This is a genomic window from Bacteroides cellulolyticus, assembly GCF_025567135.1.
Lineage (GTDB): Bacteria > Bacteroidota > Bacteroidia > Bacteroidales > Bacteroidaceae > Phocaeicola > Phocaeicola cellulolyticus.
This window is the reverse complement of the sequence record NZ_JAOQJJ010000001.1, coordinates 357847-382564: the sequence shown is the minus strand read 5'-3', so window position 1 is coordinate 382564 and position 24718 is coordinate 357847. Positions and strand designations below refer to the sequence as shown.

Genomic DNA, 24718 nt, shown 5'->3' with positions numbered 1-24718 from the left:
TAATAATGAAAGCGTTAAGAAATTATATCGATAAGATAAAGCCAAACTTTGAAGAGGGCGGCAAATACCAGGCTTTCCGTTCTGTATTCGACGGTTTCGAAACATTCCTTTTCGTTCCGAATACAACATCTAAGACTGGTACGCACATCCACGACGCTATAGACAGCAAACGTATCATGTCTATCGTGGTTATTGCGCTTATACCGGCATTGCTGTTCGGTATGTATAACGTAGGTTACCAGCACTATGCTTTTGCAGGCATCGAAGGTAGCTTCATTCAGAAATTCGGTTACGGTTTTCTTGCCGTATTGCCAAAAATCATCGTTTCATACGTTGTAGGTCTTGGAATCGAGTTCGTTGTAGCTCAGTGGAAGAAGGAAGAAATTCAGGAAGGTTTCCTTGTTTCTGGTATGTTGATTCCTATGATTGTTCCTGTTGACTGTCCGTTGTGGATGCTTGCCGTAGCTACAGCATTCTCTGTAATCTTCGCTAAGGAAGTATTCGGTGGTACAGGTATGAACATCTTCAACCCTGCATTGATTACACGTGCATTCCTGTTCTTCGCTTATCCTACTAAGATGTCTGGTGACACTGTATGGGTGGCAAGTGACAGTATTTTCGGTTTAGGCAAGACTGTAGATGGGTTGACTGCCGCTACTCCGTTGGGTGTGGCAAAAGTTGCCGAATGCCCTGACTTCTCTTGGGACATGGTGACTGGTTTGATACCTGGTTCCATTGGTGAGACCAGTGTGATTGCCATTGCCATCGGTGCCGTGATTTTGTTATGGTCGGGTGTGGCAAGCTGGAAAACGATGCTGTCTGTATTTGTAGGAGGTGCCGTGATGGGTTTGGTGTTCAACCAATGGGGACCTGATACTGCGATAGCCCACATGCCTTGGTATGAACATTTGTGTTTGGGCGGTTTTTGTTTTGGTGCCGTATTTATGGCGACCGATCCTGTCACTTCTTCACGTACGGAGAACGGCAAATATATTTATGGATTCCTGATTGGTGCCATGGCAATCATAATACGTGTGCTCAACCCCGGTTATCCTGAGGGCATGATGCTTGCTATCCTGCTGATGAATATCTTTGCGCCGCTGATTGACTATGTGGTAGTGCAGAACAATATTTCGCGTCGTGCAAAACGTGCTATGTCTAACAAATAAAAAACCGAAAATACGATGAATACGAATAGTAACTCTTATACTATCATTTATGCTTCGGTAATGGTTGTTATCGTAGCATTCTTGCTGGCTTTCGTAAATTCTTCTTTGCGCGACCTGCAGGGAAAGAACGTAGAGCTGGATACGAAAAAACAAATTCTTTCGGCTTTGGGTATCCGTGAAGTGGAAAATGCGGAAGCCAAATTTGCCGAAGTAGTGAAAGAAGATATGCTGGTGGCTGAAGACGGTTCGCTGAAGCCGTACGAAGGCAGTTTTGTTACCGGATATGAGAAAGCATATAAGGAAAAAGGAGAAGCCCATATTTTCGTCTGCGAAATAGACGGACAGAAGAAGTACGTTATTCCTGTTTACGGAACAGGATTGTGGGGTGCCATCTGGGGTTATGTGGCTTTGAACGATGACAAGGATACGGTTTACGGCACTTACTTCTCACATGCATCAGAAACTCCAGGATTGGGCGCGGAAATCGCTACCGAGCATTTTCAGAATGAATTCAAAGATAAAAACGTGCTGGACGGAGATGCTATCGGGCTGGATGTCGTAAAGAATGGAAAGGTCGATAAGCCTGAATTCCAGGTGGACGGTATTTCAGGAGGTACGATTACTTCAGTTGCCGTAGGACAGATGCTGAAGAACTGCATGGGAAACTATACCAAGTTTTTAACCGCTAAAGAATAATAGGAGGAGAAATTAATATGGGAAATTTATTTTCAGCCAAGAATAGGGAAGTGTTCTCCAACCCGATAAGCATGAATAATCCGGTCACCGTGCAGGTGCTGGGTATTTGTTCGGCACTTGCCGTAACTTCAAAACTAGAGCCGGCCATCGTGATGGGGCTTTCGGTAACCATTATTACCGCATTCTCGAATGTGGTTATTTCGTTAATCCGCAAGACAATTCCAAACCGTATCCGTATCATTGTCCAGTTGGTGGTTGTTGCCGCGTTAGTGACTATAGTAAGCGAAATGCTTAAGGCTTTTGCATACGATGTAAGCGTTCAGCTTTCAGTGTATGTCGGCCTGATTATCACCAACTGTATCCTGATGGGACGTCTTGAAGCGTTTGCGATGGCAAACGGTCCTTGGGAATCTTGTCTTGATGGTCTCGGCAACGGATTGGGCTATGCCAAGATTTTGGTCATTGTGGCTTTCATCCGCGAGCTTTTAGGCTCTGGCACGTTGTTGGGATTCAATGTACTGAACTATCCGGCTATTAGCGAGGCAGGCTATGTGAATAACGGATTGATGCTGATGCCGCCGATGGCGTTGATTATCGTGGCTTGCCTGATATGGTACCAGCGTGCGAAGCATCCTGAATTACAAGATAAGGAATAACAAGTAAAGGAAAGACATTATGGAACATTTTTTCAGTTTATTAGTCCGCTCCATCTTTGTGGACAATATGATATTCGCATTCTTCTTGGGTATGTGTTCATACCTAGCTGTTTCGAAGAATGTGAAAACAGCTGTCGGCTTGGGCATAGCCGTGACTTTTGTATTGGTGGTGACTTTGCCTGTCAACTATTTGCTTCAGACTAAGGTATTGTCTGCCGACGGCATCTTGGGCATCGACCTCAGCTTCTTGAGCTTTATCCTCTTTATTGCCGTTATTGCGGCGATTACACAATTGGTAGAAATGATTGTGGAGCGTTTCAGCCCTTCGCTGTATGCCTCGCTGGGTATTTTCCTGCCATTGATAGCCGTGAACTGTGCCATCATGGGAGCCTCTTTGTTCATGCAGCAGCGTATCAACCTTACTCCTTCAGACCCGAAATACATCGGAGGCGTCGCTGATGCCATCTCTTATGCATTAGGTTCAGGTCTGGGCTGGATGCTGGCTATCGTAGGCCTGGCTGCCATCCGTGAAAAAATGGCTTACTCTGATGTGCCGGCTCCGCTGAAAGGGCTTGGTATCACTTTTATCACTGTGGGTCTGATGGCTATGGCATTTATGTGTTTCTCTGGTTTGAACATCTAATAAAGAAAGGAATAAGACAATGGATATGAATTTTATTTTGGCAAGCATTGGAGTATTCCTTGTGACTATTCTGGTGTTGGTAGTAATCCTTCTGGTTGCTAAGAATTTTCTTGTTGCTTCCGGTAAGGTTAAGGTAACAATAAACGGTGAAAATCAGTTGGAGGTTGAATCAGGTTCTACGCTGCTCAATACGTTGGCAGTGAACAACGTATTCCTTCCTTCGGCATGTGGAGGTAAGGGTTCATGCGGTCAGTGCAAGTGTCAGGTTGTAGAAGGTGGCGGCGAAATTCTTCCTTCCGAAGTAAGCCACTTCAGCCGCAAACAGCAGAAAGACCACTGGCGTCTTGGCTGTCAGGTAAAGGTCAAGGGTGATATGTCAATAAAGGTTCCTGAATCAGTAATGGGTGTCAAGGAATACGAATGTACGGTTATCTCCAACAAGAACGTCGCTACATTTATAAAGGAATTCAAAGTGCAGCTTCCTGCAGGAGCCCATATGGACTTTATCCCCGGTTCATATGCGCAGATTAAGATTCCTAAATTTGAAATGGATTACAACAAGGATATCGACAAGAGCCTTATCGGTGACGAATATCTTCCTGCATGGGAAAAATTCGGTTTGTTCGGCTTGAAATGTAAGAACGAAGAGGAGACTATCCGTGCTTACTCTATGGCTAACTACCCGGCTGAAGGTGATGTATTCATGTTGACAGTACGTATCGCTACTCCTCCGTTCAAACCGGACCGCAGCGGTTTCATGGATGTAAATCCAGGTATAGCCTCTTCATACATCTTTACTCTGAAACCGGGCGACAAGGTGTTGATGAGTGGTCCTTACGGTGATTTCCACCCGATTTTCGATTCCAAGAAAGAAATGATTTGGGTAGGAGGTGGTGCCGGTATGGCTCCTTTGCGTGCACAGATTATGCACATGACACGTACTCTGCATACTACAGACCGCGAACTTCACTACTTCTATGGTGCTCGTGCTTTGAACGAAGTGTTCTATCTTGAGGATTTCTTGGCACTGGAAAAAGATTTCCCGAATTTCCACTTCCATCTTGCGCTTGACCGTCCTGATCCAGCAGCTGATGCTGCCGGTGTTAAATATACTCCGGGATTTGTTCATCAGGTTATGCTTGACACATATCTGAAGAATCACGAAGCTCCTGAAGATATTGAATACTACATGTGTGGTCCTGGTCCGATGTCGAATGCAGTTGTCAAGATGCTTGACAGCCTTGGCGTTGAATCTTCTTCTATCATGTATGATAATTTCGGTGGATAATATCTGACTACATATATAAAGCCCGGTACATTAAAGTATCGGGCTTTATTTTTATGTATATTGCATTAATATTAAAATGACATTATTGTTCATTATGTCGCGCATTTCTTGATACATGTCAACAAATGACGGCATAAATGAATATTTCCTTTCATTTGTTTTTCCGTTATCGAAAACGTGCTTATCTTTGCATCGGTAAAAAGATAAAAGCTTAAGCTAAACGACAGGAAAATTTGACAAGACTTGTCAATTGGAGATTAAATTAAGGCAATCATAAAAAGATTGTATTTTAGGTAACAACAAAAATTAAACTTTAGGTATTATGAAATCAGGATTAACATTTATCGCCGCATTGGCACTTTCTGCAACAGTATTTGCAAACGGTAACCAGACTAAAACTACAGAAAAATGGAATGGTTCAATCAACAAGGCTCAGTTAGGAAAGTATCTTAAACTTTCTTCTGATCAGAGTGAAGAAGTTGCTGACATTTGCGATTTCTTTGAAGCAGAAATGAAAATGGCTAATAGAGCAAAAGAAGGTCAGGACGAAAAAGTTCGTAAGGCTGTTTATGGCAATTTGAAGTTGATGAAAAATACTTTAAATGAAAAGCAGTACTCAGATTACTTGAAACTTATGGGTATGACTCTTCGTAACAAAGGTATCGATATCGAAAAGAAGTAATTAACGATAAAAACTATATGAAGTCTCCGCAGCATTTGTTTTGTTGCGGAGACTTTTTTGTTGTCCTTACGGAAAAAATATATTTACTTTGTATTCCTGTAAAATTTAAGGAAAGTAGGTTTAATATGAATTTTGGAAAGGAAGATCTGATAAACGGAAACATAACAGGAGCAATGTTGCGTTTTGCTTTTCCTTTGATGCTGGGAAATCTTTTACAACAGTGTTATAATATAGCTGATACTTTGATAGTAGGACGTGTCCTTGGTGCCGATGCTTTGGCTGCTGTAGGATCATCGTACGCCCTAATAGTTTTCGTTACTTCAGTTTTTATAGGTCTGTGTATGGGGTGCAGTGCGGTGTTCTCCATGCAGTATGGTTCGAATGATTTCAAAGAAATGCGCCGGAGTATATTTTCATCGATAGTGCTTGTAGGGGGTGTAACATTATTTCTTAATGTTTGTTCCTTAGTTTTCCTTTCGCCTATAATACGTATCTTGCAGACACCTCCCGAGGTGGAGCGGATGGTGCATGATTATCTTCTCATTATATTCTTAGGGATGATTCCTGTCTGTGTATATAACTTTTATGCTTTTCTTCTTCGTGCGGTAGGAAATTCTGTAGTCCCGTTGGTCTTTCTGATAGTTTCGGTTGTTCTTAATATAGTTCTTGATGTATTGATGATGGTTACACTGGATATGGGTGTAGAAGGAGCTGCACTTGCCACAGTGATTTCTCAGATTGTAGGTTCTTTAGGACTTTGTTTATATACCTATAAGCATTTTCCGGAATTGCGTCTGAAACGTACAGACTGCATTGTCAGCAGGCAGTCACTGGCAAAGATTACATCATATTCATTTTTAACTGGAGTACAACAGTCCGTTATGAATTTCGGTATTCTTATGGTACAAGGGCTTGTAAACAGTTTCGGAACAGCCGTTATGGCAGCCTTTGCAGCTGCTGTAAAGATAGATTCCTTTGCATATATGCCTGTACAGGATTTTGGAAACGCCTTTTCCACATTTATAGCGCAGAATTTTGGGGCAGGACGTGTGGAACGTATCCGCCGAGGAATTCGTATTGCTGTGTGTATTACTACGGCGTTTTCTATTTTTGTTTCGTTTCTGGTCTTTTTGCTGTCACCTTGGCTTATGGCTTTCTTTGTTTCGCCTGAAGAGACTGACATTATCAATATAGGTGTGGAGTATCTTCGCATTGAAGGAAGTTTCTATGTAGGTATAGGCTATTTGTTCCTTCTTTACGGTTATTATAGGGCTGTCGCATTGCCGTCAATGTCTGTTGTGCTGACCGTTGTTTCTTTAGGAACACGTGTAGCATTGGCATATTTCCTGGCTTCTGTCCCTGCCATCGGTTATACGGGTATATGGTGGTCAGTTCCTATAGGTTGGGCTTTGGCCGATATCATTGGAGTTTGGTTTTATCAGTCCAAACACAAGAAAAGATTGATGACTTATAGGGCCTAATTATGTGTCTCTACACATTTTAGTTTGAAAAACTGTGTTTTTCGCTTGACTCTGCTCCCGGCTTTGCGTATATTTGCAAACGGAAATTTCATTATGTAAATAAATATTATTTTTTGACATTAAAAAATAGAGAGATGAGAGTAAGAAACTTGACATTTGTAGCATTAATGGCTGCTGCATCTGCCGTTATGGCACAAGAGGGTAATGGGTATCAGTTTACAGACATAGTTTCAAACAAGGCTACTTCAGTAAAGAATCAGGCAGCAACAGGAACATGCTGGTGTTTTGCAACTACATCTTTTATGGAGTCAGAGTTGCTTAGAATGGGGAAAGGTGAGTATGATCTGTCGGAAATGTTTATTGTCAGACAAAAGTATATGAATCAATTGGCTGATAACTATCTTCGTCGTGGAAGGGGAAATATAGGACAGGGTAGTATCTCGCCAAGTTGGATGACTGCTTTTCAGCAGGTTGGTATTGTTCCAGAAGAAGTTTATAGTGGAATAAATTATGATTCAAAGACTCATAATCATACTGAGCTTGAAGCTTATATGTCTGCAATAGCAGGACAGGCTGTAAAAATGAAACACCGTAGTCCTGAATATAACGAGCTTTTGAATACTTTGTTCGACATTTATATGGGTAAACTTCCTGAAACATTTACATATAATGGTAAGGAATATACTCCGAAAAGTTTTGCTGAGAGTCTCGGACTGAATATGGATGATTATGTTATGCTTACAAGTTTCACGCATAAACCTTATTATGAGAGGTTTGAACTTGAAATTCCGGACAACTGGGAACATGCTAAAATGTATAATCTTCCGCTTGATGAGATGATGGATGCTACAGACAATGCCTTGAAGAACGGATATACTGTATGCTGGGACGGTGATGTAAGCGAGAAAGGTTTTTCATTTACAAATGGTGTTGCCATAAATCCTGAGGTAACAAAAATGGATGATTACAGTCAGACAGACAGGGCACGCTTTGAAAATATGAAAACCGGTGAAAGACTGGAGGAAGTATATAAATTCGAGCATCCTTATCCGGAAGTAAATGTTACTCCTGAAATAAGGCAAGAAGGTTATGAATCGTTTGTTACTACAGACGATCATCTGATGCATATTACTGGGTTGACAAAAGACCAGAACGGTACAAAATATTATATAACAAAGAATTCATGGGGAACTGAGAGAAACCGTTTTGGTGGATATATCAATATGTCTGAAAGCTTTGTGCGTGCCAAGACTGTTTATGTAATGATGCACAAGGATGCTTTGAGTAAAGAACTGAAGAAGAAACTTGGAATAAAATAAGATGAACAGTACGGAAGTGACAAACAATAGTAAAGGGCATCCCAAAGGATTGTATCTTCTTTTTGTGACTGAAATGTGGGAACGTTTCAGTTATTATGGCATGCGTGCCTTGTTTATGCTTTATATGGTTCAGGCACTGCTCTTTGATAAAGAGTTTGCCTCGCAGGTTTATGGCAGTTACACAGGACTTGTTTATCTGACTCCGCTTATTGGGGGATATATTGCCGATAAATATTGGGGAAACCGAAGGTCAATTGTTGTTGGTGCGTTGGTTATGGCGGTAGGACAGTTCCTTTTATTTCTAAGTGCATGTTATTTTCATCAGGTTGATGTGGCAAAATGGCTGATGTTCTGTGGCTTAGGACTACTGATAATGGGTAACGGATTTTTCAAGCCTAATATATCTACAATGGTTGGCCGTCTGTATTCTGACAATGACAAGCGTAAGGACTCTGCTTTTACTATCTTCTATATGGGGGTTAATGTAGGTTCTACTCTTGCCCCGCTTATTTGTGGGCTGATAGGAAATACTGGACATCCGGAAGATTTTAAATGGGGATTTCTTGCAGCGTGTATCGGTATGATTCTAGGAGCTGTTGTTTTTCAGATATTCAAGAACAAATATATCTGCGATCCTGATGGTAATCCTGTAGGAATTGCGCCTCAGAAGAAAGATGACAATTTGCAATCATTAGAGAAAGGTGAAGGATGGCTTTCTGCGAGAAGCATAGCAGCGATAGTCGCGACAATTGCACTGACGCTCGTTTTCTCTGTGAATTGGGATTGGATAACCGGTAATCAGATTTCTACAGGAGGTAGTGTCTTCTCAGGAGCGGACTGGATAGGCTCTCTTATATATGCCACTGTGATAGTGATGCCTATACTGATAATAACAGATCATAGTCTTAATCGCAGTGAAAAGATAAAGATTGGAATTATCTATATCATTGCATTCTTTGTGATTTTCTTTTGGGCTGCATACGAACAGGCCGGAGCTTCATTGACATTCTTTGCTGATGAGCAGACAGACCGTAACATTGGAGGATGGGAGATGCCGGCAGCATATTTTCAATCGTTTAATCCTATCATGTTGGTGCTATTGGCTCCTGTGTTTGCCGGTCTATGGTCTTTTCTTGGTAAGAATGGACTAGAACCTAGTTCTGTAAAGAAACAAGCCATAGGTCTTTTCCTTTTGGCTATGGGGTATCTGTTCATTGCTTTCGGTGTTAAAGATGTTGAACCTGGAGTCAAGGTGAGTATGATATGGCTTACGGGATTATATCTTATCCATACAATGGGCGAGTTGTGTCTTGCTCCGATAGGACTGTCATTGGTGTATAAACTTTCTCCTGCACGGTTTTCTTCTCTTTTGATGGGTGTTTGGTATCTTAGTACATCTGCTGCTAATAAAATGGCAGGAATGTTGAGCGGATATTACCCTGAAGGTGGAGTAGCGAAAAGTTTTTTAGGATATCATGTGGAAAATCTGTATGACTTCTTTCTCTTGTTCGTTTTTATGAGTGGTACTGCAGCTGTAGTGCTGTTCCTTCTATCCGGAAAACTGCAAAGTCTTATGCAGGAAAAATAAAAATATACAGCCACAAAAGATTTCATTTACCATTATTGGGTAAACATCTTTTGTGGCTGTTTTTGTCTATTCAGGAATAAAAGATAATGCTTGTCTTATTTGTCTTTAAGCATTTCTTCCAATTTGATAAGTTCATCCCTATATTGGGCAGCTTCGATAAAGTCGAGATTTTTTGCTGCATCCTGCATGAGTTTCCTTGTGCGTTCGATGCTTTTCTTAAGTTGTTCCTTCGACATGTACTGTACAATGGGATCTGCCGCAGCAAATGATGTTTCTGCCTGTTCAGTATAAGCTTTCGGTGCATTGTCTTTATTTTCTGCACTATTATCTTTATCTCCTAGAATTTGAGTTCTAACTTTCTTTATCTGTTGAGGTGTTATTCCATGTTCCTGGTTGTATGCAAGCTGCTTTTCGCGGCGACGGTTCGTTTCGTCAATTGTAAGCTGCATGCTTTCAGTAATCTTGTCGGCATACATTATCACTTTTCCGTTTACGTTTCTTGCAGCACGTCCGGCTGTCTGTGTGAGCGAACGATGTGAACGGAGGAAACCTTCCTTGTCAGCATCAAGTATGGCTACAAGTGATACCTCGGGCAGGTCAAGGCCCTCACGAAGAAGGTTTACACCGATAAGCACGTCATGAATACCCTGTCTTAATTCATCCATAATTTTAACACGTTCCAGTGTGTCAACATCACTGTGGATATAACTGCATTTTATTCCGTTGTTCAGAAGATACTCAGAAAGTTCTTCGGCCATTCGTTTGGTAAGTGTAGTGACGAGTACACGTTCGTTTGCCTCAATCCTTTGCTGAATCTCTTCCATGAGGTCGTCTATCTGGTTCAGGCTTGGGCGTACCTCTATTATTGGGTCAAGCAACCCTGTAGGGCGTATTACCTGATCGACCACTATACCTTCGCTCTGTACAAGTTCATAATCGGCTGGTGTTGCGCTGACATATATAACCTGATTTACCATTTCCTCAAACTCTTCGAATTTGAGCGGTCTGTTGTCCATGGCTGCAGGAAGTCTGAAGCCATATTCTACAAGGTTTTTCTTTCTGGCTCTGTCGCCTCCGTACATTGCTCTGATTTGTGGTACACTGACATGGCTTTCGTCAATAACAAGGAGAAAATCTTTCGGGAAAAAATCCAACAGACAATAGGGGCGGGTACCAGCCTCACGTCCGTCGAAATATCTGGAATAATTCTCTATACCTGAGCAGTGTCCAAGTTCTCTGATCATCTCCATGTCGTACGTCACTCTTTCATATATTCTTTTTGCTTCAAGGAATTTGCCAGACTCTTCGAAAAAAGCCACTTGTTTGCTCAGATCGTCTTCTATCTGATGAATAGCTCGTAAGGTGCTTTCCTTGGTAGTCATAAACAGATTGGCAGGATAAATTTTGTATTCATCAAAGTCTGCCATTTTATGTCCGGAAACAAGATCTATTTCTTCTATTGCATCTATTTCGTCGTCCCAGAATATTACTCTCAGGATATTGTCGGAATATGCTAGATAAATGTCTATGGTATCACCTTTTACTCTGAAGTTTCCGCGGTTCAGTTCTATATCATTCCTGACATAAAGGCTATCTACGAGGCGTCGGAGAAAAACATTTCTGTCTATCAGCTTTCCACGCTTTATTTCTATTACATTGTCGTAGAAGTCAGACGGATTTCCCATACCGTATATACATGACACTGATGAAACAACTATCACGTCTTTTCTTCCTGAAAGAAGTGCCGATGTGGCAGCCAGTCTTAATTTGTCTATCTCATCGTTTATAGCAAGATCCTTTTCGATATAAGTATCGGTAGATGGGAGGTATGCTTCCGGCTGATAATAGTCATAGTATGATACGTAGTATTCTACAGCATTGTTAGGAAAAAAATGTTTGAATTCGCCGTATAACTGTGCTGCAAGAGTTTTGTTGTGGCTCAGTATAAGTGTTGGTTTATTTATTTCCTTTATTACATTTGCTATGGTAAATGTCTTTCCGGAACCTGTTACTCCAAGCAGTGTTTGTGCCTTGACACCGTTTTTGATGCCCTCTGTCAGTTGTTTGATGGCTTCCGGCTGATCCCCGGTAGGTTTGTATTCTGATATTAATTCGAATTTCATGTAAATATGTTTTTTATGGTGTAAAAGTACATAAATATTTGTTTTAAAGCTATGTGGTAAGTAAAAATAACATTAAAAATGATTTTGATGTTGTATTATTCACAATAAAACAGTAATTTTGCAAAACTATTTTTGTTAATATGAAAAAATATATTGTTATGGTTCTTCTTTCTGCAGGGTTGCTGAGCTCCTGTGGAGAGTATAATAGCGTACTAAAGAGTACGGATTACGAATATAAATATGAAGCTGCAAAAGCATATTTTGCCAAAGGACAGAATAGTAAGGCTGCAACTATTCTGGAAGAACTTATTCCTATAATGAAAGGAACAAGATTTGGCGAGGAATCATTGTATATGCTGGCTATGACATATTTCAATCAAGGTGACTACGTTACAGCATCTCATTATTTCAATACATATTATACTACTTATCCTCGTGGCACATATACTGAACTGGCACGTTTTAATTCAGGAAAAGCCTTGTATCTGGATACACCTGAACCTAGACTTGATCAGAGCAGTACATATAAGGCAATACAGGAATTGCAGATGTATATGGAATATTTCCCTGGAACAGAACGTCATGAGATTGCTCAAAATATGATATTTGAGTTGCAGGACAAACTGGTAGAAAAGGAGTATCTTTCAGCTAAGTTGTATTATGATCTGGGCTCTTATACAGGTAACTCGTCAATGACTAGTTCTGGTAACAATTATCTGGCTGCTGTTGTAACAGCACAGAACATTCTTAAAGAATATCCTTATACAAAACTTCGCGAAGACTTGTCAATACTTATACTACGTGCCAAATATGATATGGCGCGTGAGAGTGTCCTTGAGAAGAAGGAAGATCGTATGCGTGAGACTATAGATGAGTATTATGCATTTAAGAATGAATTCCCTGAAAGTAAGTACACCAAGGAAGTAGAGAATATATTTAAAGAAGCCAGCAAGTTTGTTGGCTCTGTAGAAGAAGAATATTAAAAACATTTATAATTAAATATCGAATTATGGATTACAAAAAATCAAATGCTCCTACCAACACCGTAACACGTAACATGATGGAACTGTGTGAAGACACAGGCAATGTATATGAAACTGTTGCAATAATAGGCAAGCGTGCTAATCAAATCGCGGTTGAAATGAAGAATGACCTTTCAAAGAAGCTTCAGGAGTTTGCATCGTATAACGATAACTTGGAAGAAGTTTTTGAGAACAGAGAGCAAATAGAGATTTCTCGTTATTATGAAAAACTTCCAAAACCAACTTTGATTGCTACTCAGGAGTATATAGAAGGTAAGGTTTATTATAGAAATCCTGCAAAGGAAATAGAGAAGCTTAAATAAAAGAGGGCTGGTAATATTCCTTAGAAGAAATTAAAGCCGTTTCGTAAAGGAGCGGCTTTTTTATTGTTAATCTGAAAACTGAATTTTAATTTATGATACAACGTATTCAATCTGTATATTTGCTTATTGTAGCAATTCTTTCTGTTATAGTAATTTCAAATCCTATTGGCAGTTTTGTTGGAACAGATAATTCTATTACGGAATTTACAAATCTTTCTTTGATAGCTCAGGATGGAACAGAAAATTATGAACCGTGGGCTTTGTTTGCTATTCAAATAATTTCTGCAATAATTTCATTGGTAACGATATTTATCTATAAGAAAAGAATGTTGCAGATACGGTTCACTTTGTTTAATATCATTTTGGCTATAGGTTATTATGTGGCTGTTGTGGCATTCGTCTTTATGTTGAAGGGTGATGCGACTTTTGTACCTTCATGGATTGTATGTTTGCCATTTATAGGTATTGTTCTTGACTGGTTGGCTATTCGTGCCATAGGAAAGGATGAGATGCTTGTAAAGGCATATGAGAGATTGAGATGAGATAAATAGACTAATATATTTTTTATAAGATACCGGCAGACCAATTGGTTTGTCGGTTTTTTTATTATACGCTTGTATATTTATAATATTTATATTATATTGCATAAAAGGAAAAGGAAGGAGGTCTTTTATGTTTGATACAAGCGCTATTGATAGTTTTAATTATGGCCGTACATCTGCAAATGGTGTTTATGCAATAAGTATGGCTACCGATTTCAGACCTTATTATGCCTTGTGGAGACTGTTCCCTGGTGAACAACCGCTATTTGTACGAACACTTGCAGTTACTTTTCAGGCTGCTTTAGGGCGTGCTAAGGATATACTTCAGAATTGTAACGTCCTATTGGAGTGTTCAGATAACTCAGAATTTGAAAATAGTTATGGTCGTACTGATGATATAATTCCATTTGGAAAGTATCGTGGAAAACGTCTGGCTGAAATATATTATGTAGAACCGTCATATGTGTTGTGGTTGGCAAATAAATTTAAACCTGAAACAGACCGTTTTGACAGGTTGGTATATCTTGCAAGACTTTTTTCGAAGGTACATTTCGAGCTAACAGTTCATAAAAACAGAATATCCTCGGTCAGCCATTTTGTCGGAGAAAAGGGTGATAAACTTAAAGGGTTGTTACTCAAAGTTCTTAATGTGAGAAAACAAGTTGATGGATATAAGGCTGATTTTTATGTGGATCAGAATGTGTTGGCGGCAGATCGTGATGGTAACAGGTTTGTCTTTCTTGTTAAGGCTGCCGGCAGAAGCCTTTCTCCAAACGAATTGAGTTGTCATTCAAGACTGGTTGAAAATGGAGAGACATTACATGTTTTGTCTGCAAAAGTCATGTCCCATTATGAGAGTAGAGGGGTGAGATATACACGTTTGGGGTATGTGAAACTTGAAAAATAAATGGGCGGTAAATGCCGCCCATATCTGTTTTTATTTTACAGGAAGTATTTCTATCCAATAGTCATCAGGATCGTTTATGAAATATAATCCCATGCTTTCGTTTTCGAAACATACACATTCCATCTCTTTATGGAATTTTCTTACTTCGTCATAATCGCCTTCAACCCTGAAGCACAGGTGGCTTTCGTTTTCTCCCAACTCGTATGCTTCTGTATGGTCTTTTAGCCATGTCAGCTCAAGCATAAAGTTTGAGCATTTGTCAGTAAGGTAAACTAATATAAATGAACCGTCGGCAGCTTCTTTTCTATGGTCTTCAGTAAGCCCTAATGCTGTTTCATAGAACTTGATACTTCTTTCTAGATTTGTAACATTGATGTTGAAATGATCAAAATGTCCTTTTACTTTCATGTCTGTTATTTTTTATTTGTTGAATAAAATACTATTATAAATTACTGAAAATCTGTCCCCTGTGATTGATTTCGGGAGAGTTGATATTTCGCGACCTTGCATATTCCTGAAATTTGTTTGCAGAAGTATAGTCGTTCCAGAAATGCATAGGGATGAAGGTAGATGTCTGTATTGCATCTATAAACTGTTTTCCTCCACGCATATATTCTGTTCCTAGACGTGGATCTATAGGAAACATTGCAATATCAACTTTATCATATTTCTCTTTGATGATTTTAAGTTCATTCAAAAATTTCTGCTCATCCCTTTTCCATTCTTCTTCTGGGCTTTCGTCCATCCAATGCCAGTTATTCAGGTCGCCGGCATGGAATAATGTTTTTCCTTCTGCTTCAATCATAAATGATATTCCTACGTCTGTAGAACCGAAAGCCGTTATCTTAATATTATTGTCTGCATATTCTTCATCTTTTTTCAACCATACGGCTGCATCTTTTTCAATCCTTCTTCTTTTATAAATGTCATGTGAGAATATGTATTTAATATCGTTCTTCTGTTTTTTCCATTCAAGGACTTGTCTATTAAAGTGGTCTGCATGGAAATGACTTGAAAGAACATACATTGTTCCGTTCTTATTGAGTAATTTATCATGGATAATTCCGCAGGATTCCGATTCGGAATCTTCAAAGAAATCAATGATAATGGTGAATTGGTTTGCCAGTATGGCAAATCCGCTATGATGCAAATATATTATTTCCATGTTGTGGAGATATTAAGTATTTACTGCAAAAATACACATTTAGAGAAAAAATATGCCCATCTGAACATCTATTTTTGTCCAGACAGGCATTTAATTTAAAATATGAAATTAGTTTATTCGATGATTGTTCCTTTTTCTGTTATGTAAATACAGTATTCAAAATTTTCTATATCCAGTAATGTAACCTGATAGATATTTGTACCGTTTACTGTTTTTACCTCTACTGACTTTACGATATAATCTTTGAAATCAAAATATAAAATCTCACGAATATTTGATGGCAAATCGTTTATATCAATTTCTGTAAATGATTTGTAAGTCTTTGTGTTATCAGAATAGTTGTTTGTTTTTTCGATACTGTTAGCAAATAAATTATTTATTCCTATAGTCATCATTAATACTGCAATAATCTTTTTCATATCTTGTTTGTTTTGTTTTTATTGTTTATACCATATTTAATTCAAATGGTATGCCAAATATGAATAAGATGTAATGTCTTGAAAATCAGTTATCTTCTGTCTGATATCTATAGATGGTGTGTGGAATTTATCTACACTTAAGTGTGGAATAGTGTGAAAAAAAGTCTTATGATAGAAACCATAAGACTTTTGTGAGTTATAATCTATTTGAATATTTTACTGAATATTCCACCCTTTTTCTTGCTTTTATTTTCGTATGAATTTATATTTTCATTATAAATATCTTCATAAGTGAGCTTTTCAGAAATCATTCTATATATAGTTCCCCAGTCCGGGAGTCCTCCTAGATTTCTGTCGTCAATGAATAAATCAGCTTTCAGCTTTCTGGAGAAATGATCATGCGATTTTTTTTCTTCTGGATAATTACTGTTTATAGCATAAAATTCCAATCCACGTTCACGGCAAAATTCTACGGCCTCTTCCAAAAGTTTATCCTCTCTCACAGTCCAAAGAATCAGGGTGTGTCTTTCTTCTTTTAGTTTTTTGAGTGTATCAATAGCAAATGGAATTTCCTTACCTATGTATGGATATTTATGCTCAACTATTGTACCATCAAAGTCAACTGCTATAATCATAACTTCTTTTCCTATATATTATTTATCCTTTTTCTTTGTGTCTTTGTTTTTGTTTTCTCTGCTTTTAGTATTCTTTTTGCCGTTTCTTGGCTTCCGTGAAGATTTCTTCTTTTCTGTTTTAGGAGCATATTCAGGACCATCTTCCATTCCTTCGGGCATTTGTAACTTATATATATTCTTGTCCAGAAATTTTTCTATCTGATAGAATTTGGTTTGTTCGTTTTCACTAACAAATGTTATGGCACAACCGTCGTTGTTGGCACGTGCCGTACGACCTATACGGTGTACATAGTCTTCACAATCGTGTGGTACATCGTAGTTGATAACAAGTCTGATATCGTCAATGTCAATGCCTCTTGCAACTATGTCTGTAGCTACAAGGATATTGACTCTGCCATTTCTGAATTCATGCAGTATTTCCTCTCTTTGGCTCTGTTCCAGGTCGGAGTGCATCTCACCAACCTTCAGCTTCATGCGTAAAAGTGCTTTTGTTACTTCCTTGACTTTCATCTTGGATGAAGCAAAAATGATGACCCTTTCCGGCTCTTGTGATGAGAAGAGGCTTTTGATTATATCGAGTTTCTGTGATTCATAACAGATATATGCAGCCTGGATTATTTTTTCTGCAGGTTTTGAAACTGCGAGTTTTACCTCTGTAGGATTATTTAGAATGTTTTCTGCCAATTGTCTGATTTTTTCCGGCATAGTAGCAGAGAACATGATTGTCTGTCTTTCTTTAGGCAGATGCTTTACTATCTGGATAATATCATCATAAAATCCCATGTCAAGCATTCTGTCGGCCTCGTCTAATATGAAGAATGACACTTTTGATAAATCAACATATCCTAAGCTGATATGACTGATGAGACGTCCAGGAGTAGCTATTACGACATCAGCTCCCAATGTGAGTCCTTTTTTTTCTTGTTCAAAACGTACACCATCGTTACCTCCATATACTGCAACACCTGATACTGGCATGAAATATGAGAATGCTTCCATCTGCCTGTCTATCTGTATTGCGAGCTCACGGGTAGGGGACATTATTATGCAGTTTATAGAGTCTTCAGGATAATTGCCACTGCACAATTTGCTTAGGACAGGTAAAAGATATGCTGCAGTTTTACCTGTTCCGGTCTGTGCCACTCCTATAAGGTCATGTCCTTCCAGCAGAACAGGTATGGTATGTTCTTGGACTGGGGTACATTCTTTAAAGTTCATGGCGTCAAGTGCGTTTAAAACGCTATCGTCTAAATTTAATTCTGAAAACTCCATTTTGGATTGTATTTTATGCTGATGTGTTCGTTATGAAAGTATTACTTCGGATAATACGTTGCAAAGTTAATCAAAATATGCTTTATAAGCCATATAAACACGTTTTTTTTGTATTTTAACCTCATAAATAATGAGTTTTTCTATTGATGTATATCATAAAAATATGTTGAATAACATAAAAATTTTTATGAAAATTATGCTGCTACTTAAAAAAAGACGTATATTTGCGTCGATTTCAAACAATAAATGCATCCAAAACTTATTATCCGTGACGGATATATGGATGTAAAAATAATGTTCCGAGATGAAATCACTGTTAAGGACAGGCTCGGATAGTATTAACTAAAATCACATTACATGATTAAAAGTGTAAAGCCGATTTTTGTTGTATTAGTATTCAGTTCCTTAATTTCTTTCTCATTTATTGAGAAGAAAGACCCTACAGAGAAATTGGTACCTGGTGACAAAACACCGATGCCAGTTCTTGAATTTGAAAAGCAGTCGCTCAACCTGCGTGCCGATGAAGGCAAATATACATTGTTGAGCTTTTGGGCGGGATATGATGCAGTGTCGAGAGTAAAGAATGTAGAATTATGCCATGCATTGCAGAATACGGACCGCATTAAGATGATTTCTGTTTCAATGGACCGTTACGAATCTGTTTTTCGTGCGGCTGTAGAACAAGACGGATTGGAATCGGCGCTTTGTTGCATTGAAACAGACGGCAAGTCTTCTGAAATCTTTAAGGAGTTTGGTCTTAGAGATGGTTTTGCTAACTATCTTATTGATAGTGACGGAATGATAGTGGCAAAGAATGTTACTGCCGAAGAATTGGTCTCGTATATGAATTGATATTCATTCGAGATTTTGAAGATGAAATTATTGAATACAACAAAAAAGCAAAAGAGGCTGTCTTTTAGGTTATTACCTTAAGACAGCCTCTTTTGCTTTTTTGTCTCTCTCTTATTTTATGATTTCAAGCTCCTTGAAACATTTCAGCAATTTGTCAATTGCATAGTCAATCTGTTCCTTGGTATGTGTTGCCATAAGTGCAAATCTTACAAGAGTATCTTGAGGTGCACATGCAGGAGGTATTACAGGGTTTATGAATACTCCTTCATCGAAAGCCATTTTTGTTACAAGGAAAGTCTTGTCTGTGTCGCGTACATACAATGGTATGATAGGACTCTCAGTGTCACCTATTTCAAAACCGCATTCACGGAAGCGTTTCAATGCATAATTGGTTATTTCCCACAGATTTTCCTGACGTTCCGGTTCTGTCTGCAAAATGTGAAGTGCCTCTATCGCTGCAGCTGTTGCGGCAGGAGTGCTGCTGGCCTGGAATATGTATGAACGTGCGTTATGGCGTAACCAGTTGATGATGTCTTTATCTGCAGCCACGAATCCACCGATTGAAGCCAATGACTTACTGAATGTACCCATTATGATATCAACTTCGTCAGTTAATCCGAAATGGTCGCAAACACCACGTCCGTTACGTCCGAATACTCCAACTCCATGAGCTTCGTCAACATAAACTGTTGCATTGTATTTTTTCTTCAGACGGATTATCTCAGGCAAGTTCGCCAAATCACCTTCCATAGAGAAAACACTGTCAACAACGATCAGTTTAATTGCGTCAGGTTCGCATTTCTGAAGTTCTTTTTCCAAAGCTTCCATATCGTTGTGCTTGTATTTCAGCTGTGTAGCGAAAGTAAGACGTCGTCCATCAACGATAGATGCGTGGTCACGGTCGTCACAAATGATGTAATCGCCACGTCCCACAAGCTGAGGTATTACTCCCTCGTTTACGGTGAAACCTGTAGAGAAACAAAGAGCTTCGTCTTTACCGATAAATTCAGCAAGTTCTTTTTCCAACTGTACATGGATGTCTAGAGTGCCGTTCAGCAGTCTGGATCCGGCGCATCCTGTTCCGTACTTACGTGTTGCGGCTATTGCTGCATCAATAATTCTTTGGTCGTATGTCAAACCCATATATGAGTTTGATCCGAACATTAACACCTTTTTGCCGTCCATCATCACCTCTGTATCCTGGTGACTGTCTATTTCGCGGAAATAAGGATAAACCCCCTTCTCCATATACATTTGCGGGAGTCTGAATTTACTTAACTTTTCTTGTAATAATCCCATATTTTATTAGATAGATTTTCTTCGTTGTTTTAACAGCCTGCAAAGATAGTAAAATTTCAACAAAGGGTAACAATACGGAACATTTTTTATACCTGTAAATAAGATTTTGTATTATTAGAAAGTTTTATATTCAAATTATATATTACATTTGCATAAACAACCAACATGTACTAGATATGGACATCAGAGAGGATATTATATTCATAGTGAATCCTATTTCAGGCACTCAAGACAAAGCAGCCATCCTTGAATATATAGAATCCAATATTAATCGGAATATATTTAATCCTAGAATTATAAAGACAGAATATGCCGGTCATGGCTATGATATAGCCCGCAAGGCTGTGGAAGATAAAGTGTCGTTTGTAGTTGCAATAGGAGGTGATGGAACTATAAACGAGATAGGAAGTGCATTGGTACATTCCGATACGGCATTGGGCATTATACCTTGTGGCTCCGGCAACGGTCTTGCACGTCATTTGCATATACCTATGAACTATCAGAAAGCACTTCAGGTTATCAATAAAGCTAATGTGCGTTCCATTGATTATGGAAAAATCGCCGGTCATCCTTTTTTCTGTACATGTGGAGTAGGTTTCGATGCTTTTGTGAGCCTGAAATTTGCCGGATCGAAACGAAGAGGCCTTGTAACTTATCTTGAAAATACATTGATGGAGAGTCTTCATTATGAACCGGAAACATATGAAATAGAGAATTCGGAGGGTACAGTTAAGTATAAAGCTTTTCTTATTGCGTGTGGAAATGCCTCACAGTATGGAAACAATGCATATATTACTCCGCAAGCCTCTCTTTCCGACGGTATGATGGACATTACAGTATTGCAACCTTTTACTGTGCTTGATGTGCCATCTTTGTCTTTCCAGCTATTTACGAAAACTATCGACATGAATAGCCGGATAAAAACCATGAAGGATAAGAAGATAACTATTCATAGGGCGACAGAGGGAGTGTTCCATTTTGACGGTGATCCGATGATGGGGCCTAAAGATCTTGTGGTTGAGATTATACCGTCTGCTTTAAAAGTAATATGCCCACCTAAACCTAATAAAAGCATTTATGAACCGCATAATATTTTGCAGCACATAACGGATTTTATTGAGGCCAAACCTGTTTCAGCTTCTATTGCCGAGAAACATAGGCAATTGATGGAGATGAACAAGACAATAATGAAAAAACTGGTAAAGAAAAACAATCCTCCTGAAGAATGATGTTCTTTTACCGATACAGACAGGGAAGTACTACTACATATGTGCATTGCAGTACTTCTCTGTTTTTTACCACAGATAGAAATCCGAGGTCAGATCATCATATTCTTTGCTCCTGACTCCATTTTCTGAAAGAAGTAGTTGTGATATAATCGTTATATTATTTCTGCAATCTTTTTTGAACTCCATGAGTACTCGTTTGGGAGCAGCTCCAGGCTTTGTTATGACCTCTGTCTTTTTTGTCAGGCTTAAATTGTTTTTTATAGCCTCACTGATGAAATCCATAGCGGATGTTGCAGGTAAGATAACGCAGAATCTACCTTTGTCTTTGAGCATAAATGAGACAGTCCGTGCCAAATGGCTAAAACATAGTCCGTCTGTATGTCTTGCTATATTCCTTTTTTCTGAGAATCCTTTTGTCTTTTCATTGAAAAACGGAGGATTAGATACTATCAAGTCATATTCTGCATTGTGATTCTGGAAGTATTCATTTATATCAGCTTTTACTACATTTAGCCTGTCCTTCCATAAAGTATTGTTCATGTTTTCTTCGGCTTGTGCAGCAGCTTCTTCGTCAATTTCTATCCCGGTGATAGTGGCATTGCATTTTTGTGCAAGCATTATTGCTATAAGTCCTGTTCCTGTTCCTATATCTGCTATTTTTGATGCTTCTTCTGTATTAGTCCACGCTCCAAGCAAAACTCCGTCAGTTCCTACTTTCATTGCACACTTGTCCTGATTGATCGTGAATTTCTTAAATTTGAAATATTCGTTTCCCATTATTGCCCTTGTTAAGTTTGTGCAAAGATATGCAAATAGCCCGGTTTGCATATGCTGAAGCATAACATTTGGTATAAAATGTTTTATTATTATGTGTATAATCATTAACTTTGTAGCCGTTTGTTTAAACAGATAATTCAAAAATTAATATATGTCTGAGGATAAAAATAAAAGAGAAGAAGTAGCTTTGATAGCCAAAATAGATATTGACCAGTCTGAAATGCCTACAGAGGAATTGAATGGGGAAATGCCGGTCCTGCCGTTGCGAAATATGATAATCTTCCCTGAAATAGTAATGCCTGTAGCCATTGGCCGAAGAAGCACACTTGAATTGGTGAAGTCTGCTTATAAGAAAAAAAGTCCAATAATTCTTGCTACACAGAAGGATGCTTCTGTAGATAATCCTGTATTTGATGATTTGTATCCGCTTGGCGTTATAGGCAGAATAGTCCGTATAATAGAATTGCCGGGAGGAGCAACAAACGCTTTGATACATACAGGAGGTCCGAAAGTCAGGATAGAGAAAATCACTTCTACTGATCCGTTTCTTATGGGAACTGCCGAACCGGTAGTGGAAAACAATAAATCACCTAAAACCAATGAATTCAAGGCTATAATGAGTACATGCTTTGATGTAATGAAAAAGTTACACGAAAGTATGGAAGAACTTGGCCCTGATTTCCTTATGGCATTGAGGGATATGGAAGGGGATTCTGTAAGAATAAATTTCATCTGTTCCAATTTCCCTTTAGAGGTGAGCTCCAAGTATGAATTGCTGAAGCATGATAATATCAAGGACAGGGCAATTCACCTTATCGGTTATTTGAATGAGCAGCTTGAGATTGCCAAGCTGAAACAGAATATCCAGATGCGTACTCGCGAAGAGCTGGACAAACAGCAGCGTGAGTATTTCCTGCAGCAACAATTGAAAAATATTCAGGATGAATTAGGTAACGGTGCCGAAAGCGAGATTGATAACTTACGCGCACAGGGAAAGAAAAAACAATGGTCGAAGGAAGTGGCTGAAATATTCGATAAGGAAGTCACAAAACTTGAACGTATAAATCCCCAGTCGCCTGATTATAATGTGCAGTATTCATATCTGCAGAATTTGTTGGCATTGCCATGGAATGTATATACTCCGCAAACATTCAATCTGAAATCGGCAGAAAAAACTTTGAATCATGATCATTATGGTCTTGAAAAAGTAAAAGAACGTATATTGGAACATCTTGCTGTACTGAAACTGAAAGGTGACATGAAATCGCCTATTCTTTGTCTTTATGGTCCTCCGGGGGTGGGTAAGACATCGCTTGGACGTTCCATTGCAACGGCTCTGAAGAGAAAATATGTCAGAATGTCGCTGGGAGGTGTACATGATGAAGCTGAAATACGAGGACATAGGAAGACGTATATAGGCGCTATGCCGGGAAGAATCATAAAGAGCCTTATCAAGGCAGGTTCTTCAAATCCGGTGATAATTCTTGATGAAATTGATAAATTGGGTAATAGTAATCAGGGTGATCCTGCATCTGCTATGCTTGAAGTCCTTGATCCGGAACAGAATGGCACATTCCATGACAACTATATAGATATTGATTATGATTTGTCGAATGTGATGTTTATCGCTACTGCTAACAATCTTGGTGGAATACCAGCTCCTCTTCTTGACAGAATGGAGCTGATTGAGGTCAGCGGATATATAACAGAAGAGAAAGTAGAAATAGCCAGAAGACATCTTATACCTAAAGCGATGGAGGCTAACGGACTTACAAAAGACAATATCAAGTTCTCAAAATCTGCTATAGAATTCATCGTGGAGAATTATACCAGAGAGAGCGGTGTGCGCGAGCTTGAAAAGAAAATAAACAAGGTGATGAGACGTACCGCTTATAATATAGCGCTTGGTAAGGAAGTGGCTTCAAAGGAACTGAAACCGGAGGATATACCTGCATGTCTTGGTCCTGTAGAGTATTCAAGAGATAAATATCAGGGAAATGATTATGCCGGTGTAGTTACAGGTCTAGCTTGGACAGCTGTTGGCGGTGAAATCCTTTTTGTGGAAACCAGTCTCAGTAGAGGAAAAGGAAGTCGTCTTACTCTGACAGGAAATCTTGGAGATGTTATGAAGGAGTCTGCCATGCTTGCGCTGGAGTATCTTAAGGCTCATAATGATTTGCTGGATATACCTGAAGAAGTGTTCGAGAACTGGAATATCCATATACATGTACCAGAAGGAGCAATTCCTAAGGATGGCCCGTCTGCAGGTATAACTATGGTGACTTCATTGGCTTCTGCGCTTACAAGAAGAAAAGTCAAGAATCGCCTTGCTATGACAGGAGAAATAACATTGCGTGGAAAAGTCCTGCCTGTAGGAGGTATTAAGGAGAAAATTCTAGCAGCCAAGCGTGCCGGTATAGAAGAAATCATATTATGTAAGGAAAATAAGAAAGATATAGACAATATACCTGAAATATATCTCAAGGGTCTTAAATTCCATTATGTAAATGATATTAGGGAAGTTCTGGATATAGCATTGACTGATGAAGTAGTTACAAATGCGCCAAAGCTTACTATACCTGAGACGAATAAAGATAATGACAATAAATAATTACTGCCATATTAGAATAA

General features: G+C 38.9%; 24 protein-coding genes. 16 read left to right on the top strand and 8 right to left on the bottom strand.

The window, feature by feature from the left end; translation table 11 throughout:
• Positions 1–5 precede the first annotated feature (5 nt).
• The 9 genes from OCV82_RS01665 to OCV82_RS01625 all read left to right on the top strand — a co-directional run bounded on the left by OCV82_RS01665 (position 6) and on the right by OCV82_RS01625 (position 9522).
• The gene (locus OCV82_RS01665; protein WP_154042799.1) at positions 6–1169 is read left to right on the top strand and encodes an NADH:ubiquinone reductase (Na(+)-transporting) subunit B; all 1164 of its coding nucleotides are present in this window, start codon (positions 6–8) and stop codon (positions 1167–1169) included.
• A 15-nt stretch (positions 1170–1184) separates the two neighbouring features.
• Entirely contained in the window at positions 1185–1865 is a 681-nt protein-coding gene (nqrC, locus tag OCV82_RS01660) for an NADH:ubiquinone reductase (Na(+)-transporting) subunit C (RefSeq protein WP_154042798.1), read from the top strand.
• A gap of 17 nt (positions 1866–1882) precedes the next feature.
• Positions 1883–2521: an NADH:ubiquinone reductase (Na(+)-transporting) subunit D gene (locus OCV82_RS01655; protein ID WP_154042797.1), complete on the top strand. Its 639-nt coding sequence runs from the start codon at positions 1883–1885 to the stop codon at positions 2519–2521.
• 19 nt (positions 2522–2540) lie between these two features.
• Positions 2541–3164, top strand: a complete 624-nt coding sequence (nqrE, locus tag OCV82_RS01650) for an NADH:ubiquinone reductase (Na(+)-transporting) subunit E (protein WP_154042796.1) — start codon at positions 2541–2543, stop codon at positions 3162–3164.
• Between the two features lie 19 nt (positions 3165–3183).
• Positions 3184–4452 carry an NADH:ubiquinone reductase (Na(+)-transporting) subunit F gene (gene nqrF, locus OCV82_RS01645; protein WP_154042795.1) on the top strand — a complete coding sequence of 423 codons (1269 nt, stop codon included), beginning with the start codon at positions 3184–3186 and terminating at the stop codon, positions 4450–4452.
• Between the two features lie 319 nt (positions 4453–4771).
• Positions 4772–5134: a hypothetical protein gene (locus OCV82_RS01640; protein WP_154042794.1), complete on the top strand. Its 363-nt coding sequence runs from the start codon at positions 4772–4774 to the stop codon at positions 5132–5134.
• A 125-nt stretch (positions 5135–5259) separates the two neighbouring features.
• Entirely contained in the window at positions 5260–6615 is a 1356-nt protein-coding gene (locus OCV82_RS01635; protein ID WP_258323063.1) for an MATE family efflux transporter, read from the top strand.
• 167 nt (positions 6616–6782) lie between these two features.
• Positions 6783–7934: a C1 family peptidase gene (locus OCV82_RS01630; RefSeq protein ID WP_375338150.1), complete on the top strand. Its 1152-nt coding sequence runs from the start codon at positions 6783–6785 to the stop codon at positions 7932–7934.
• Position 7935: 1 nt separating this feature from the next.
• Positions 7936–9522, top strand: coding sequence for a peptide MFS transporter (locus OCV82_RS01625; protein ID WP_154042792.1), 1587 nt, complete (start codon positions 7936–7938; stop codon positions 9520–9522).
• 95 nt (positions 9523–9617) lie between these two features.
• On the opposite strand, the gene uvrB is transcribed toward OCV82_RS01625, so the two are convergent.
• Entirely contained in the window at positions 9618–11645 is a 2028-nt protein-coding gene (gene uvrB, locus OCV82_RS01620; RefSeq protein ID WP_154042791.1) for an excinuclease ABC subunit UvrB, read from the bottom strand.
• A 140-nt stretch (positions 11646–11785) separates the two neighbouring features.
• Between uvrB and OCV82_RS01615 the strand changes: the two genes are divergently transcribed.
• The 4 genes from OCV82_RS01615 to OCV82_RS01600 all read left to right on the top strand — a co-directional run bounded on the left by OCV82_RS01615 (position 11786) and on the right by OCV82_RS01600 (position 14439).
• Positions 11786–12628 (top strand): outer membrane protein assembly factor BamD, encoded by an 843-nt coding sequence (locus OCV82_RS01615; RefSeq protein WP_154042790.1) that lies wholly within the window; start codon positions 11786–11788, stop codon positions 12626–12628.
• Between the two features lie 26 nt (positions 12629–12654).
• Positions 12655–12990: a DNA-directed RNA polymerase subunit omega gene (locus OCV82_RS01610; protein WP_154042789.1), complete on the top strand. Its 336-nt coding sequence runs from the start codon at positions 12655–12657 to the stop codon at positions 12988–12990.
• A 92-nt stretch (positions 12991–13082) separates the two neighbouring features.
• Positions 13083–13532, top strand: coding sequence for a DUF4293 domain-containing protein (locus tag OCV82_RS01605; protein WP_154042788.1), 450 nt, complete (start codon positions 13083–13085; stop codon positions 13530–13532).
• Positions 13533–13662: 130 nt separating this feature from the next.
• Positions 13663–14439, top strand: coding sequence for a hypothetical protein (locus tag OCV82_RS01600; protein ID WP_154042787.1), 777 nt, complete (start codon positions 13663–13665; stop codon positions 14437–14439).
• Positions 14440–14469: 30 nt separating this feature from the next.
• Here the strand turns inward: OCV82_RS01600 and OCV82_RS01595 are convergent, their stop codons facing one another.
• The 5 genes from OCV82_RS01595 to OCV82_RS01575 form a co-directional block, all read right to left on the bottom strand.
• Positions 14470–14847, bottom strand: a complete 378-nt coding sequence (locus OCV82_RS01595) for a VOC family protein (protein WP_154042786.1) — start codon at positions 14845–14847, stop codon at positions 14470–14472.
• A 34-nt stretch (positions 14848–14881) separates the two neighbouring features.
• The gene (locus OCV82_RS01590) at positions 14882–15604 is read right to left on the bottom strand and encodes an MBL fold metallo-hydrolase (protein ID WP_154042785.1); all 723 of its coding nucleotides are present in this window, start codon (positions 15602–15604) and stop codon (positions 14882–14884) included.
• 113 nt (positions 15605–15717) lie between these two features.
• Positions 15718–16023, bottom strand: a complete 306-nt coding sequence (locus OCV82_RS01585; protein ID WP_154042784.1) for a hypothetical protein — start codon at positions 16021–16023, stop codon at positions 15718–15720.
• A 203-nt stretch (positions 16024–16226) separates the two neighbouring features.
• Positions 16227–16658: a BT0820 family HAD-type phosphatase gene (locus OCV82_RS01580; RefSeq protein ID WP_154042783.1), complete on the bottom strand. Its 432-nt coding sequence runs from the start codon at positions 16656–16658 to the stop codon at positions 16227–16229.
• Between the two features lie 18 nt (positions 16659–16676).
• The gene (locus OCV82_RS01575) at positions 16677–17930 is read right to left on the bottom strand and encodes a DEAD/DEAH box helicase (RefSeq protein ID WP_154042782.1); all 1254 of its coding nucleotides are present in this window, start codon (positions 17928–17930) and stop codon (positions 16677–16679) included.
• Between the two features lie 357 nt (positions 17931–18287).
• On the opposite strand from OCV82_RS01575, the gene OCV82_RS01570 reads away from it, so the two are divergent.
• On the top strand, positions 18288–18782 hold the full coding sequence (locus OCV82_RS01570; protein ID WP_154042781.1) for a thioredoxin family protein: 495 nt from the start codon (positions 18288–18290) through the stop codon (positions 18780–18782).
• 111 nt (positions 18783–18893) lie between these two features.
• Here OCV82_RS01570 and spt read toward each other — a convergent pair whose 3' ends face one another.
• Positions 18894–20081, bottom strand: coding sequence for a serine palmitoyltransferase (gene spt / locus OCV82_RS01565; protein ID WP_154042780.1), 1188 nt, complete (start codon positions 20079–20081; stop codon positions 18894–18896).
• 176 nt (positions 20082–20257) lie between these two features.
• Between spt and OCV82_RS01560 the strand changes: the two genes are divergently transcribed.
• Positions 20258–21310 carry a diacylglycerol/lipid kinase family protein gene (locus OCV82_RS01560; protein WP_154042779.1) on the top strand — a complete coding sequence of 351 codons (1053 nt, stop codon included), beginning with the start codon at positions 20258–20260 and terminating at the stop codon, positions 21308–21310.
• Between the two features lie 66 nt (positions 21311–21376).
• On the opposite strand, the gene OCV82_RS01555 is transcribed toward OCV82_RS01560, so the two are convergent.
• Positions 21377–22087 (bottom strand): tRNA1(Val) (adenine(37)-N6)-methyltransferase, encoded by a 711-nt coding sequence (locus OCV82_RS01555; protein WP_154042778.1) that lies wholly within the window; start codon positions 22085–22087, stop codon positions 21377–21379.
• Between the two features lie 151 nt (positions 22088–22238).
• Here OCV82_RS01555 and lon point away from each other — a divergent pair, with 151 nt between their 5' ends.
• On the top strand, positions 22239–24698 hold the full coding sequence (gene lon, locus OCV82_RS01550; protein WP_154042777.1) for an endopeptidase La: 2460 nt from the start codon (positions 22239–22241) through the stop codon (positions 24696–24698).
• The last annotated feature ends 20 nt before the right edge of the window (positions 24699–24718 follow it).